Consider the following 14104-nt stretch of genomic DNA (forward strand, 5'->3'; position numbering starts at 1 on the left):
ATTGGACTTCTTCGATGATAGAAAAATTAAAGATTAGGTTACTTAACTTAGTAAAAAGCAGAAATAATTATATTTCAATTAGCCCTAAATCTTATTTAATATGGAACAAAATAAAAATATCTGGAAAAAAAAATAATTTAATTATATCAGGAAATGGAAAATTACGTAGATGCAATATCAGCGTAAAAGGAAATAATAACTTAATAAAAGTAGAAGATGGCGCTAATATTAGTTATAGCAATTTAGAAGTGGTAGGGGATAACTGCTTAATACAGATAGGTAAAAGAACCGACATTGGCGGTGCATATCTATCGGCAAAAGGTAATGCTACAAAGCTAACAATAGGCGATGACTGTATGCTCTCTAGAAACATAAACATAATGACCTATGATGGCCATCCTATTTTCGACATAAACACTAATGAAGAATTGAACTTACCCCAAAATATTTATATAGGAAATAAAGTCTGGATTGCAGCTAATGCTTCCATATTGAAAGGGGTAAAAATTAATGATGGAAGTATCATTGGGTTCGGCTCTATCGTTACAAAAGATATAGAAGCCCACTCTATCGCGGTCGGTATCCCGGCTACAGTTACCAAAAAAAATATTTATTGGAATCATTGATTATGAGCAAGATAATCATAAATTTCAGATACCTATTAGGGCTTCCTAAAAGTATCTATGTTTGTTTACGATTATGTTCTTTTATAGATGCTGTACGTCTGCCTATTATAGTGTCTCATAAAACTAAACTACAAAATTTAAGTGGAAAAGTAACCTTAGACAAAGTTAAGACAGGAATTGTAAGAATAGGCTTTGGCAGTGTAGAGACTTATGACTTTTCTTACCAAAGAACGATATTAAGTATAACAGGGCATGTTCATTTTAATGGCAAAGCTAAAATAGGATTTGGCTCTCGACTTTCTATTAATGGCTTACTTACTTTAGGTGAGAACTTCCAAATATCTGCTGCAAGCACTATAATTTCTCGCCACAATATATCAATTGGTAAAGACTCTTTAATAGCTTGGGAGTGCTTATTAACTGATGCAGATCATCATCATATACTCGATAAAGAGGGCAATATAATAAATCAGCCAAAAGGTATAATAATTGGTGAACACGTTTGGGTTTGTGCAAGATCTACTATTCTAAAAGGTAGTGAAATAGCAGCTAACTGTATAATAGGAGCACAAAGCTTAGTTTCCGGGAAATTTAAAGAGGAGGGCAGTTTGATTGCCGGAAATCCAGCAAGTAAAATTAAAGAAAAAATAATTTGGAAAGAATAACTTTAAAACTATTAACTTAATAAAAACTTATTCTTAATATTTGATATTTGTTGCTGCTTTTTATTTAAGAATCTTAAAGCTTTATATTTAAAATTAGACAAAAATGCATTTTCAAGTGTTTTAAGAGATGCTATATAAAATTCTAGGCTTGGGTTCTTATCATTAACAACTCTATTAATATTTTCTAATAGAAACACTTCCTCTAGACTATCTTCGTAGTTATAGATAAAAAAAACTTTATTATTACTCCTTACTAACTCCATTAACCTAGCAGCTCTTGTATTATATTTAACACTAACTTCATCATAACTCTCTTTACTATTTATTGGAAAATCATGAGGGAAGGTCATACTGTATTTTTCACAATGCCCACTAATTACAATTTTATCCATTTCTACTATATGCTTGTTTTCACCTTCGAAATAAGCAGCTAAGTGAGGCTGTGAAAAGCTAAAATTCTTAATATTAACAAAATCATCAAATTCATTTTCAAAGAGACTTATTACCGTGGCCGCTGGCGTGAGGCACCAATCAAAAGGATAAGCTGCTTTTCTAATACCGTTATATCTTAAAAAATAAGCCACATCACAATTGTGTCCGAGAGATACAAAGTCACATTCGTTATTAAATATTAAATTTTTAAGTACTTTAGCATCTGTAACAAGTGCCATTTCACTTTACCTAACATTTTGTAAACTACGGTTTATGGTACTATACAAACACTAGCTCGGATAGATAAGAGATTATGAAAATTTTAGTAATAGGCCCGTCTTGGGTGGGCGACATGGTGATGTCGCAAAGCCTTTACATCACTCTTAAGCGCGAGTATCCCAATCTTGAGTTACATGTGATGGCTCCCGCTTGGTGTTGTGCTCTGTTGGAGCGTATGCCTGAAGTCGATAAGACTATCGTTATGCCACTCGGCCATGGGGACTTTAAACTAGTCGAGCGTTTTCGTCTGGGCCGTGCACTCGCTAAAGACAACTATGACTGGGCTATAATCCAACCTAACTCATTAAAATCTGCGCTAATACCACTTTTTGCTGGCATTGAAAAACGCACCGGTTGGAAAGGCGAGTCACGCTATGGCCTGCTGAATGATTTGCGTAGCAATAAGGTGGCTTTTCCACTGATGGTAGAGCGGTATGTTGCTTTAGCCTATCCTAAACTGGAGATGGCAGATGCTCATTGCTTACCCACAGTGCCATGGCCAAAACTCACTATAGATAAAAGTAACCAACAAGCAGCATTACAAGAATTTTCACTGAGCTGTACTAAGCAGATACTGAGTTTATGTCCAGGCGCCGAGTTTGGCCCTTCTAAACGTTGGCCAGAGCACCATTATGCTGAGGTGGCAAAGCAACAAATCGAACAAGGTAAACAGGTATGGATTTTTGGCTCGGCTAAAGATGTTCCCGTAGCAGAAACAATACGCACTACTTTACCTAGTGAGCTACAAGCGCATTGTCATATACTCGCGGGGAAAACCTCTTTGCATCAGGCGATCGATTTAATGGCCCTAAGTAGCATGGTGGTATCGAATGACTCAGGTTTAATGCATATTGCTGCCGCCCTGCAACGCCCCTTAGTGGCCGTGTATGGTTCTACTTCCCCTAAGTACACCCCTCCATTAGCAGAAAAAGTGGCGATTGTGCATACCGATATTGAATGTCGACCCTGCTTTCAACGAGAATGCCCACTGGGACACTTAAAGTGCCTAAAAGAGCTCTACCCTCAGCAAGTACTTACTGCTATCGATAGTCTTGAAACGGCACACTACATTAGAGAAAAACAATGAATTTACTCATCATTTTCAATAACCGCCTATGTAAGTTTTTAGGCATATTCGTAAAAGCTTTAAGCTATCCTTTTCATTGGCTATTTCCTAAAAAAAGATTTTCGATCCCTTCATTAAGTCCCGCGATATTAAAAAATAACAAAGAAAAATTAATACCAAAAATAGTTTGGCAAACTAATTTCACAAATAAAGTTAGTTTACCGGTTTATACTAATTACTTATATAATCGGCTAATGTCTCTAGATTGGGAATACCGTTACGTCAGTACAGAAGAAAGGTTAGAGTTTATCCAAAAATATGGTACTCAACGGCAAGCTTTAGCTTTTAGTCGCTTAACTGTGGGCGCTGCTCAAGCAGATTTTTGGCGTGTTTTTGTTCTTAATCAACTTGGCGGTGTATATATGGATATAGATGGCCATGCTGTTTGGCCACTATCAAATATTATTAAGAAAGATGATCAGCAACTTATTCTTAGTCGAAAACACGATTATACCAACTACTTTATTGCTAGTGCTCCTAACAACCCTCTTTTAATAGCTGTACTAGAAAAAATGGTAAATAACATTGAAAACAATAATGCTAATAATGAAAGTGTATATGGATTAACGGGACCTGGTGTACTAAATGAAGTGATTGGAAATAAAATAGTTAATAGTAGAAACTATAAAACAACCTGCATTCAAGGAAGTTTCACTAATGAGCACTTTCAGTATCTCGACAAGCCTAGAGGCAAATGGACATATGTTAATAGTAACGATTTGCTGAAATAATTATATGTATTTATTTTTATATAACATAATTATCCATCTTTTTAGCCCAATAATTTTAGGCATGCTTTATTGGCCTAAAAAGGGGAAGCCTACCTTTGGCAAGCGCTGGGTCGAGCTTCTTGGCTTTGTACCACGCACTTTACAACCCCGCCCGCTCTGGATACATGCGGTCAGCGTGGGCGAGATGGTCGCCGCTACGCCCTTAATTAAAGCCATAAAAGCGCAATATCCGGAACTGCCTATTATAGTTACCACTACCACGCGCACCGGAGCCGATGTAGCCGAGAAACTAGGCACTTTAGTTGAACATCGCTACGCGCCCTTAGACTTTCCGTGGGCGGTGGCGTTATTCCTACGTCAAATTAAGCCACAAGCTCTGCTTATTATGGAAACTGAGCTTTGGCCTAATTGGCTTCGCGCTTGTGCTAAACGTGACTTACCGGTGATGATATTAAATGCCCGCTTATCAGCCCGTTCAGCTAGGCGATATCAACGCTTTCATACTCTATTCCGACTGCTTGCAAATAATATTAGCCATATTGCCTGCCAATATAATGCGGATGCCCAGCGTTTTAAGGATTTAGGAGTAGCGCCAGAAAAGTTAAGTGTTACTGGCTCTATAAAATTTGATATTAACTACGGCTCTGAAGTGCACGAAAAGGGCCAGCAACTGCGCACCGAATTAGGTGTTGAGCGCCCAGTTTGGATAGCAGCCTCGACTCATGATGGTGAAGATCAGCAGATCTTAGCCGCTCATCAACAACTGCTTTCTCATTTACCTAATGCACTGCTAATTCTTGTTCCCCGTCATCCGCAACGCTTTGCTCAAGTAGCTGAGTTAATTACCCAGTTTGAGCTAGTGCTTAGTCGACGTACTCAACATGACCTCTTCCCTGAAACTCAAGTTTACCTCGGTGATACTATGGGTGAGTTACCGTCGATGTTAGCGGCTGCAGATATCGCTTTTGTAGGCGGCAGCTTAATTCCTCGTGGCGGCCATAATCTATTAGAGCCTGCAGCGCTTGGAAAACCAGTATTAACTGGCCCTTCTATATTTAATTTTACTGATGTTTATCAGCTACTTAATGACGGAAATGCTATTATAACGATTAAAAACAGTGAGGCACTTAGTCATGACCTACTGAAACTGTTTAAAGATGAACATTATAGAAAAATAATGGCATCTAACGCCTTAAAAGTTGTCAACGACAACAAAGGTGCAATAGCTAAGTCGATATGCCACCTTAGTAGGTTACTTAATATATAGGCATAAAGCTATTTATCTAGAAAGTTAAATATAGAGTATCCCTTGTGTTCTTTAAACTCATGAAATAACACTCTGCTTCCTTTCATATTAAGGTGATCATTATCTTTATACAAAGGAACGTCATTTATTTCACTTTTGCAAATTTGACCATTACAAATAATAGCGTTAACTCGCACTACTAGTAAATTCGCATATTTATTTTCTATTTCTCTGATTACTTTATTAGCATACTCTTGACGCTGCATTACTTCTTTTTCACTAATGTTGCAGCTTTCTTCTTTTAACCAAGAGTAAGTGGCTTTTTTGACTAAGCAATTGCTAGGCGAATAAGAATAAGAAGGTACTTGCTCAAATAACACCGGCTTTTTACCGTTAGCTATGAGCTCACTGACAGTCATTTCTAAACCTTTTTTAAAAGCCCGACGACTATTTTCTCTAGACTCACTATAATCGCTACTATCGCCTAAAAATACTATACTGCCTTTTTCACCAGGTGAACGTGTAGTTTCCGTATACATAGCCCAGCGCCCTGCTAAAAATACCACCTCAGAACTTGAGCGTTTAATAGTTTCAAGCAGCTGATTATTACGTAGAGTACATTCACTTTCAGGTTTTCCATGTTTAATTAAATCTACGCCAATAAAGGGAGGACAGCCCCCTAAGCCCCCGTAAAGGCTATAAAAGTCTTTAGCTAGACCTAGCTCTTCTATAAAACCTCTGAAATGTCCGCCATGGGAGTCGCCCCATAAGAGAGCAAGGGGTGGCTGCGAGACTAAACTTTCTTTACCAATAGGTAATAGCTCGAAAGGAAGATAAGCATTATCTGCTCTCTCTTTTTTAGTTAGCTGACTAAAATCAGAGATAGAAGTTTGGTATATATTTTTCGCTACTTGTGGAAGGCGAATTTCATAACCTGAATTTTTCTTAATGTCTTTAGAAATCGTTATTAGAAAAGCTATTGGTATAAGCAAGTAAAATAAGAAAACCCATTTGCTTTTAATATTAAGATAACGTAAAGGCTTTTCAAAAAACTGCCAAGAGCAAAAAGACAATAAAAAAGTGATAGCTGCGCATGCTATATAACCAACAATAGTAAATTTATTAAAATAATATTTATAAAAAACTAATACCGGCCAATGCCAAAGATAAAGTGAGAATGATAGTCGGCCAATAAAAGCCAAAACATGGATACTTAAAAAATTATAAATCTTTCCTCTTCGTAACTCACCATTTAAAATAACCATAGCAGTAGCAGCTGCAACCACTAAAGCATTAATTCCTGGAAAAGTATAGCTTTCATTAAATAAAAAGAAGAAACCTACCAGCACTGCTGCGCCAACAAGTCCACAACTGGCAATTAAACCTTCATTCAACGCGATTTTTTTTATATTGTTGTTATGTAACCAAATACTTAATAATGCCCCTACTAGCAGTTCTGCACTTCTATTCTGTATAAGATAATAGGCAGCAGCCGTTCCAGATCGAGCGGCCCACTCAGAAATGATACCTAATGTAATAAGTAAAAAGATAAAAAATATCATTCGAGGAGCTTTAGAAAAAAGCTTGATGGAAAGCAATAAAATACATGGCCAAACAAAGTAGTACTGCTCTTCTACGGAAAGAGACCACATATGTAACAAAGGCATAGTGTCAGCAGCAGCAGCAAAATAACCGGTATTTTTTTCAAAATATATGTTGGCTATAAATACACTAGCGTATCGTACGCTATCTGCTAGCCCTACAAAGTCGTCAGGCATTAATATAAGCCATGCCATCGCTAATGTAGTTAACGCTACTAGGTAAAAAAGAGGCAGGATTCTTTTTATTCTTTTTATATAAAAATAAGTAAAAGAAAAGCTGTTACTTAGCATTTGTGAGTAAATAATGCGAGTAATGATATAACCCGATATAACAAAAAATATATCAACCCCTATAAACCCACCAGGAAGCCATTGGTTGTTAAAATGAAAAATAATAACAGTTAAAACGGCTATCGCTCTTAAACCATCAATATCGGGTCTATAGTTTGTTAAACTCAAAATTATTCTCTTTAAATAAAAAGCCAACTTAATGGCTTTACTATAAGTAATAGTTTACTTTACTATCATTTAGTCTTATAACTATTCAATAAGACTCGCCAATCTGACTCTTGCCAATGAAATTCTGGATGTAGGTCTTTTTCTTTACGAAATGAGCGTAATAACCGGTCCATATTTTCACGAGTCCAGGTATTGGGTTGGCGAAAATGGCATTTATCAAAATCGATTAGCCATACTTTGCCATCACTATCGAGTAATATATTATGGCTATTTAAATCGGCATGATATAAGCCAGCATCGTGAAAACGGCGTATCGTTTTACCTACATGCTGCCATTCTTCTTTGCTTAAAGAGCGCTCTTTTAGTACCGCTACTAAATCGGCCGAATTTTCTATTAAGCTAAGAATAATGTCGGCGCGATAAACTAGATTAGAGCGCACCATACGTGCGGCACAAGGGCGAGGAACGGGTAAACCACGGCGGTATAATTTAGCTAATACTGTAAACTCGCTCATGGCTCGGCTTTTAGACTCGGCAACGTGTAGGAAAGTATCTTCCATTACCCGCCCTATCATGCCGCCCCGGTAGTAATGGCGCAGCACCTTATTGCACACCGCATCATTAACAAACCAAGTGGTGTTACGACCCACCGCTTTGCCGCAAATGGCCTCTTTTTCTCGCCAATAGTCTATTTCGAAGAAATCTCGCTTAAATGAGTCAAAACACTCTGGGTCATACCAGATGATCTCTGAACCGTGCTCGATGCGCTCCACTGTCATTTCCCCTTTAAGCCGAAAACACAGATTTTACATGCAGAGCGCACCTTTGCATAATGCCTGACTCAAATTCTGGAGATTTATCTATGGCCTTGTTTAACTCACCCCCAAATAGCCTGTGTTTATTACGCTTATCGGCCATAGGTGACTGCTGCCATGCCATCGCTTTAGTGCAAGCCATACAAAATCAGTGGCCAGAAACTCATATCACTTGGGTTACCGGCAAACTTGAAGCCAGCTTATTGTGCCTGCTGCCTAATGTAGAAATTATCGTTTTTGATAAAACGGGAGGGCTCGGCGCTTATCAACGACTTTGGCAAGTGCTTAAAGGGCGAAAATTTGATGCACTGTTGCATATGCAAGCTGCGCTAAGGGCCAGTATTGCCAGCCTCGGTATTCGCGCTAAATACCGTTTAGGTTTTGATAAAGCCCGCGCTAAAGACGGACAATGGTTATTTACTAATTATAAAGTTCAGCCCAGTGGTGAGCACGTCGTCGATGGCTTTATGGCATTTGGCCAAGCATTAGGCTTACATAATATTACGCCTAGCTGGACAATAGATTTGCCTAGCGAGGCCATACACTGGGCAAGCTCATATCAGCATTTACAACCGTTACTACTTATTTGCCCCGGTGCCAGTAAAGCTTATAAAAATTGGACGGTAGCAGGCTACGCTAAGCTTGCCGACTATGCTCATCGTCAAGGATTTAAAGTGGTACTCGTCGGTAGCCCTGCCCCACAAGAGCGAGCACTAGCACACAGCATCTGCGCTTTAACGCCTCACATTAGCGAAAATTTAGTGGGCAAGACCAGTTTAGTGCAACTACTGGCCTTAATTAAGCAAGCGCGGTTAGTGATCGCCCCCGATACGGGCCCCACTCATATGGCCACCTTAGTCGGCACACCCGTGCTTGGCCTTTATGCGCATCATAATCCGGCGCGCACCGGCCCCTATTATTGTCGGGGCTATGTGGTCAGTGCCTATGAGCAAGCACTATTAGCTGAAACTGGCAAAACAACAAATGAAGTAGCATGGCGCACCCGAGTTAAAGATGCTAATGCCATGGAATTAATTACCCTAGATGCCGTCATTACTCAGCTAGAGCGTATGATGAGTGATTTTAATCTGTTGCAGGAGCTTAATGCATGAATGCTCGACCCACCTTGGCTGCGGTATTAATCGTAAAAAATGAAGCCGATAATCTCGCCGCTTGCTTAGCGACCCTAGATTGGGTGGATGAGGTAGTCATCCTAGACTCCGGCAGCACCGATGCCACAGCAACCATCGCCCAAGCTTCGGGGGCGCGCTTTTTTGTAAATAGCGATTGGCCAGGCTTTGGCAAACAGCGCCAAATTGCACAAAGTTATGTGCAATCCGACTGGGTGTTATGGGTAGATGCGGATGAGCGCGTCACGCCCGAGTTAAAAACGAGCATTGAGACAGTACTAGCGAAACCTAGAGTAAACACTGTGTATTCAGTGCCGCGTTTATCTTGGGTGTTTGGCCGCTTTATCCGCCATTGTGGTTGGTACCCAGATCGTGTACTACGCCTTTATCCTAAAACTTTAACGGGTTATAACGATGCGTTAGTGCATGAAAAAGTACATTTAAATAAAGGCGTGAAAGTTAAAAAGCTCAAGGGCGATTTATTGCATTATACCTATCGCGACCTAGAGCATTATCTGGTTAAGTCGGCCGGCTACGCCAGTGCCTGGGCTGAACAAAGGCAGGCGAAAGGTAAGAGCTCCTCAATTAGCCAAGGCATTACTCATGCGCTTGGCTGCTTTATAAAAATGTATTTTGTTAAGGCGGGCTTTCTTGATGGCAAACAAGGCTTTTTATTAAGCGTATTATCTGCTCATTCTACTTTTGTAAAATACGCCGACTTATGGATCAAGACCAAAACGCAGCCGCCCACGGCGTAACGGCTGCCACTACTTCAGGAATGTCGACTTGGCTCATGTCTTCTGCCTCGGCGTTGGCGGGCGGATGAAAAGCCAAATGGCGGCCTTCACTATTTAAAGGGCGCCAGCGCAGCGGAGTAGCAGAGCGGCGCAGCGGGAAAAAACCGACCGTGGGTACATCTAGGGCGCCCGCAATGTGCAGCGGTCCGGTACTGCCTGCTATAAACAGGCTGCCACAGGCTAATAAGCGGCAAAAGTCCGGCAAAGATAAGTCGTGAGCCAGCACCGCACCTTTACCCATTAAATCTATTACTTGTTGTGCCAGCGCTTGCTCGCCAGGACCGGCGGTTAATACCACTTGCAGCTGAGGGTGCTGGGTTTGCAGCGAGCGAGTTAACTGTGCATATTGCACTACCGATAAGTTATTAGCCGAGCCGCCGCTGCCCGCATGCACTAACAGCCAGGGCCTATCAGCGGCAATACCTAACTGTAGAGCTTGAGTCGCTTTAAATGTTGTAAGCTCATCGGCCTCAAAGTGTAAATAGGGGGCGCTAGGCTCAATAACAGCAAACTGGTTATGCGCTAAGAAGGCGCGCACTAAGTCTGAATTATACTCATACTCAGGCTTAGCGGATTGAGAGCGCCGTTGTTTCACTTTGTGGTTATAAAAGAATTGTGCCAGCTTAGTGGCCGGCGCCCAGCGCTGCTTAATGCCCGCTTGCCACATTAACTTGGCGTTGCGAAAATTTGAGAATAAGCAGATAACGGCGTCGAAATGTCCCGCTTTAATGATGTTCATTAAATTTTTTTGCTCGGGGCTAGCCGCGTCTTTACCCGGGTCGATAATCACTTCGTCTATGTTGGGGCATAGCTTGGCCAGCGCTTGGGTATAATGGGGCACTAATGCGGTGACGTGACAGCCAGTAGACGCTTTCAACATAGCAAACGCCGGCCAAGCCAACATAAAATCGCCAATTTTATCGTTTCTTACCACCAATACTCGTTTTATCACGCCTGTCTCCCACTGGCTCGAATGCTGGGTTATTCTACCCTAAACTAGCCAGTGATAGCGCTACTACAAGGAAACTGTATGACTACCCGAGTTATTTACCCCGGCACATTCGATCCCATTACTAATGGTCATTTAGATTTAATTCAACGCGCGGCAAGCATGTTTAATGAAGTGATTGTGGGCGTGGCTTTTAGCTCAAGTAAGCAGCCCATGTTTACCTTAGAAGAGCGGGTGGAGCTAATAAAGCACACCACTCAGGCACTAGCTAATGTACAAGTGGTCGGCTTTTCCGGCCTATTAGTAGATTTTGCTCAGCAATATCAAGCCAATGTCTTGGTGCGAGGCTTGCGTACCGTGTCGGATTTTGAGTATGAGTTTCAGCTCTCAAATATGAACCGTCATTTAATGCCCGAATTAGAAACAGTGTTTCTCACTCCAGCACCGAGCAATTCTTTTATTTCTTCTAGTCTCATTAAAGACGTCGTTAGACATGGCGGCGATATTAGTCCATTTGTGCCCGCCGCCGTCGCTCAAGCCATTACTTTGAAGATAGCGCCTAGCGCCCAGTAACAAGCTCCAAGCTGATAAAAAAACAATCCAAGACTATTTTTTATAGCGCTGCTTTGCTGCAAGAGTCACGGCGCTCAGTTTATGATAAGCACGAAATTTTGCGAGCGCAGTGCGCCAATCTAGCCCTAGATTGGCGTATCGTTGCACTCCTCACAATGAGCAATGTTTATTTAAGCCGTCATCCTGCTGAAAATCAGGATCTCGGTTTAAGTTTTAGTCCCTAAGAGCGAGATATCGGCTCTACGTTATGCCAGATCCGGTAAAACGGCATAAAAAAAGACGAGCTGCTTGCAGAGTTTTGACTCTTGCCATCTTGGCGAGCGTGTGCGGTAATTCTGCATTGTTGTTAGCCTTGGTCAATCTTATCTCGCCTGTTCACCTATTACCCCTTCACGACGTTAATCTCGGCTGGCACAAGGGGCAAAAGACGGTGCTGCGCCCACCCATGCGTACCTCTTGCAGCAACACCCCACAAGTAGTGCAAGGCTGCTCGGCGCGGCCATAAACTTGTAGCTCTTGCACGAAATAGCCGGGCTTACCATCACTGCCGGTAAAGTCTTTTAGCGTAGTGCCACCTTGGGTAATGGCACGCGCTAGCACCTGTTTGATCTCCGCCGTTAGCGCCGTGTATTGCTCGGCGCTGACCGCATTGGCAGGCAGCTCGGGATGAATACCCGCACTAAATAACGCCTCATTAGCGTAAATATTACCCACGCCCACCACCACATGGTTATCCATAATAAACTGCTTAACGGCTATTTTTCGTTTGCGGCTGCGCTCGTAAAGATGGGTGTCACTAAAGGCGGCGGTGAGCGGTTCAGGCCCCAGCTTGATTAATAATGCATGCTGCTCAGCAGGCTCGCGGGTCCATAACACACAGCCAAAGCGGCGCGGATCGTTTAAGCGCAGTAATTTGCCATTGCTCAGTTCAATATCTACGTGGTCGTGCTTAGTGGGCGCCGTGCCATGAGGTAACACTTTTAAATTACCCGACATGCCTAAGTGCAAGATGGCAGTACCCCAGTCTGTTTCAAGCAAGAGATACTTAGCGCGCCGGCGAATCGCAGTAATCGTCAGTCCAACCATTTGTTGGATTTCACTCGGCACCGGCCAGCGCAAGCTGGGATTGCGCACTACCACTCGCATTACGGTCTCATTAAGCATATAGGGCGTGATCCCTTGGCGACTCACTTCTACTTCGGGTAATTCAGGCATAAAGGCTCCTTAAACGATGTCCAGTATACCTAAAAGCCAGTGAGTGAGGAGGAAGTGTGAAGCGAAAGCTTGTACTTGTAACGCTATCTATAACACCTCACTCCTTGCGGCTCGCGATTTACATGGCTTTAAAATAAAAAAACCCAGCCGAAGCTGGGTTTTTTTTAAAGAGAGCAAAATCTATTTGATTTTGCCTTCTTTGTAGATCACATGCTGGCGAACAACGGGATCAAATTTCTTGATTTCCATTTTCTCAGGCATGTTGCGCTTGTTCTTAGTCGTGGTGTAGAAATGACCAGTACCAGCACTTGAGTTCAGGCGGATCTTCTCGCGAATACCTTTAGCCATTGGTTAACTCCTTAAACTTTTACGCCATTGGCACGCAGGTCAACTAAGACGCTATCGATACCTTTTTTGTCGATAATACGCATACCTTTGGTGCTAATGCGCAGTTTTACAAAACGCTTCTCGCTCTCAACCCAAAAGCGGTGGCTTTGCAGGTTAGGCAGGAAACGACGCTTGGTAGCGTTATTGGCGTGCGAGCGGTTGTTACCAACAGCTGGTCGCTTACCAGTTACTTGGCATACTTTAGACATGTCAGTCTTCTCCAAATCTTACTATTTGCTCGAGCAATTAATCACCCCGTTGGCCGTCTATCGGGGCAAAATAAGGCGGCAATTTATACAGTATACCGAGCCCAAGATCAACAAAAAGGCAAAAAACGCAGCAATTTATAGCCAACCGCGCTCGGCAAACGAGACAGTTTCGCCGTCTCCCACCACTAAATGATCTAATACGCGAATATCCAATAACCCTAAGGCGGCTTGGATACGCTCAGTAATTAAACGATCGGCATGACTGGGCTCGGCGACTCCGGACGGATGATTATGCACCAAAATCACCGCCGCGGCACCCCGTTTCAGTACCAAAGCGACGATTTCTCGTGGATAAACCGCTGCCGCATCCAAAGTACCGAAGAACAACTCATTAAATTCGATGACTCTGTGCTGATTATCGAGTAATAACAGCGCAAATACTTCGCGGGCCTGATCACGCAATCGCGACTGTAAAAATAAACGCGTCAGCTCAGGGTTAGTAAGTGCATTGGCACGCATTAGCTTTTCATCTAAAAAGCGGCGCATGAGCTCTTGGCTAGCTTGCAGTTGCACGTATTTTGCGAGCCCTAAACCTGGCCCTTGGCAAAAGGTATGCTGATCGGCGAGTAACAATTGTCGAAGCGAGCCAAATTGCTCTAACAGTGCCCGCGCTAAGCTCACTGCATCCATGCCTTTGGTACCGGTGCGTAAAAAAATCGCTAACAGCTCTGCATCCGATAAACTGTGTGGCCCACGACTTAGCAGCTTTTCTCGCGGGCGCTCACCCAGCGGCCAGTTTTTAATGCTCATCACCACCTCCTTGTCGTAATGAAACTCACTACTTTACTCAGTATGCTTAATTAA

The 14104-nt window shown here is 42.2% G+C and carries 16 protein-coding genes; 8 read left to right on the top strand and 8 right to left on the bottom strand.

All coding sequences use genetic code 11. From position 1 onward, the window contains the following. Positions 1-14: 14 nt before the first annotated feature. Both CBP12_RS09385 and CBP12_RS09390 read left to right on the top strand, forming a co-directional pair. Positions 15-626, top strand: coding sequence for an acyltransferase (locus tag CBP12_RS09385; protein ID WP_086964197.1), 612 nt, complete (start codon positions 15-17; stop codon positions 624-626). A 2-nt stretch (positions 627-628) separates the two neighbouring features. Continuing rightward, positions 629-1291 carry an acyltransferase gene (locus tag CBP12_RS09390; RefSeq protein WP_086964198.1) on the top strand — a complete coding sequence of 221 codons (663 nt, stop codon included), beginning with the start codon at positions 629-631 and terminating at the stop codon, positions 1289-1291. 11 nt (positions 1292-1302) lie between these two features. On the opposite strand, the gene CBP12_RS09395 is transcribed toward CBP12_RS09390, so the two are convergent. After that, on the bottom strand, positions 1303-1962 hold the full coding sequence (locus tag CBP12_RS09395) for a DUF1796 family putative cysteine peptidase (RefSeq protein ID WP_086964199.1): 660 nt from the start codon (positions 1960-1962) through the stop codon (positions 1303-1305). A gap of 74 nt (positions 1963-2036) precedes the next feature. Here CBP12_RS09395 and waaF point away from each other — a divergent pair, with 74 nt between their 5' ends. From waaF to waaA, 3 genes are read left to right on the top strand one after another with little or no spacing between them, the layout of a single operon-like run. Continuing rightward, positions 2037-3089, top strand: coding sequence for a lipopolysaccharide heptosyltransferase II (gene waaF / locus CBP12_RS09400; protein WP_086964200.1), 1053 nt, complete (start codon positions 2037-2039; stop codon positions 3087-3089). Then, on the top strand, positions 3086-3859 hold the full coding sequence (locus CBP12_RS09405) for a glycosyltransferase family 32 protein (RefSeq protein WP_086964201.1): 774 nt from the start codon (positions 3086-3088) through the stop codon (positions 3857-3859). The genes waaF and CBP12_RS09405 overlap by 4 nt, the downstream gene beginning before the upstream one ends. Before the next feature lie 4 nt (positions 3860-3863). Further along, a complete protein-coding gene (gene waaA / locus CBP12_RS09410; protein ID WP_086964202.1) occupies positions 3864-5126 on the top strand; it encodes a lipid IV(A) 3-deoxy-D-manno-octulosonic acid transferase in 1263 nt (420 codons plus the stop codon). A gap of 8 nt (positions 5127-5134) precedes the next feature. Here waaA and CBP12_RS09415 read toward each other — a convergent pair whose 3' ends face one another. Together CBP12_RS09415 and CBP12_RS09420 are read right to left on the bottom strand one after the other, a co-directional pair. Then, the gene (locus CBP12_RS09415) at positions 5135-7165 is read right to left on the bottom strand and encodes an acyltransferase family protein (protein ID WP_086964203.1); all 2031 of its coding nucleotides are present in this window, start codon (positions 7163-7165) and stop codon (positions 5135-5137) included. A 65-nt stretch (positions 7166-7230) separates the two neighbouring features. Further along, positions 7231-7938: a 3-deoxy-D-manno-octulosonic acid kinase gene (locus CBP12_RS09420; RefSeq protein ID WP_086964204.1), complete on the bottom strand. Its 708-nt coding sequence runs from the start codon at positions 7936-7938 to the stop codon at positions 7231-7233. Between the two features lie 89 nt (positions 7939-8027). Here CBP12_RS09420 and CBP12_RS09425 point away from each other — a divergent pair, with 89 nt between their 5' ends. Together CBP12_RS09425 and CBP12_RS09430 are read left to right on the top strand one after the other, a co-directional pair. Beyond that, entirely contained in the window at positions 8028-9092 is a 1065-nt protein-coding gene (locus CBP12_RS09425) for a glycosyltransferase family 9 protein (RefSeq protein WP_086964205.1), read from the top strand. Then, the gene (locus CBP12_RS09430; RefSeq protein WP_086964206.1) at positions 9089-9868 is read left to right on the top strand and encodes a glycosyltransferase family 2 protein; all 780 of its coding nucleotides are present in this window, start codon (positions 9089-9091) and stop codon (positions 9866-9868) included. The genes CBP12_RS09425 and CBP12_RS09430 overlap by 4 nt, the downstream gene beginning before the upstream one ends. Here CBP12_RS09430 and CBP12_RS09435 read toward each other — a convergent pair. Next, on the bottom strand, positions 9837-10856 hold the full coding sequence (locus CBP12_RS09435; protein WP_086965510.1) for a glycosyltransferase family 9 protein: 1020 nt from the start codon (positions 10854-10856) through the stop codon (positions 9837-9839). The genes CBP12_RS09430 and CBP12_RS09435 overlap by 32 nt on opposite strands. Positions 10857-10937: 81 nt before the next feature. On the opposite strand from CBP12_RS09435, the gene coaD reads away from it, so the two are divergent. Then, positions 10938-11429 carry a pantetheine-phosphate adenylyltransferase gene (coaD, locus tag CBP12_RS09440; RefSeq protein WP_086964207.1) on the top strand — a complete coding sequence of 164 codons (492 nt, stop codon included), beginning with the start codon at positions 10938-10940 and terminating at the stop codon, positions 11427-11429. 390 nt (positions 11430-11819) lie between these two features. Here coaD and mutM read toward each other — a convergent pair whose 3' ends face one another. The 4 genes from mutM to radC all read right to left on the bottom strand — a co-directional run bounded on the left by mutM (position 11820) and on the right by radC (position 14050). After that, complete coding sequence (mutM, locus tag CBP12_RS09445) at positions 11820-12644, bottom strand: bifunctional DNA-formamidopyrimidine glycosylase/DNA-(apurinic or apyrimidinic site) lyase (protein ID WP_086964208.1); 825 nt, start codon at positions 12642-12644, stop codon at positions 11820-11822. 180 nt (positions 12645-12824) lie between these two features. Beyond that, complete coding sequence (gene rpmG, locus CBP12_RS09450) at positions 12825-12992, bottom strand: 50S ribosomal protein L33 (protein WP_071472289.1); 168 nt, start codon at positions 12990-12992, stop codon at positions 12825-12827. A gap of 11 nt (positions 12993-13003) precedes the next feature. Then, on the bottom strand, positions 13004-13240 hold the full coding sequence (rpmB, locus tag CBP12_RS09455) for a 50S ribosomal protein L28 (protein WP_086964209.1): 237 nt from the start codon (positions 13238-13240) through the stop codon (positions 13004-13006). Between the two features lie 135 nt (positions 13241-13375). Continuing rightward, positions 13376-14050, bottom strand: a complete 675-nt coding sequence (gene radC, locus CBP12_RS09460) for a RadC family protein (RefSeq protein ID WP_086964210.1) — start codon at positions 14048-14050, stop codon at positions 13376-13378. Positions 14051-14104 lie beyond the last annotated feature (54 nt).

The sequence above is a fragment of the Oceanisphaera avium genome (assembly GCF_002157875.1).
Taxonomy (GTDB): Bacteria; Pseudomonadota; Gammaproteobacteria; order Enterobacterales; family Aeromonadaceae; genus Oceanimonas; species Oceanimonas avium.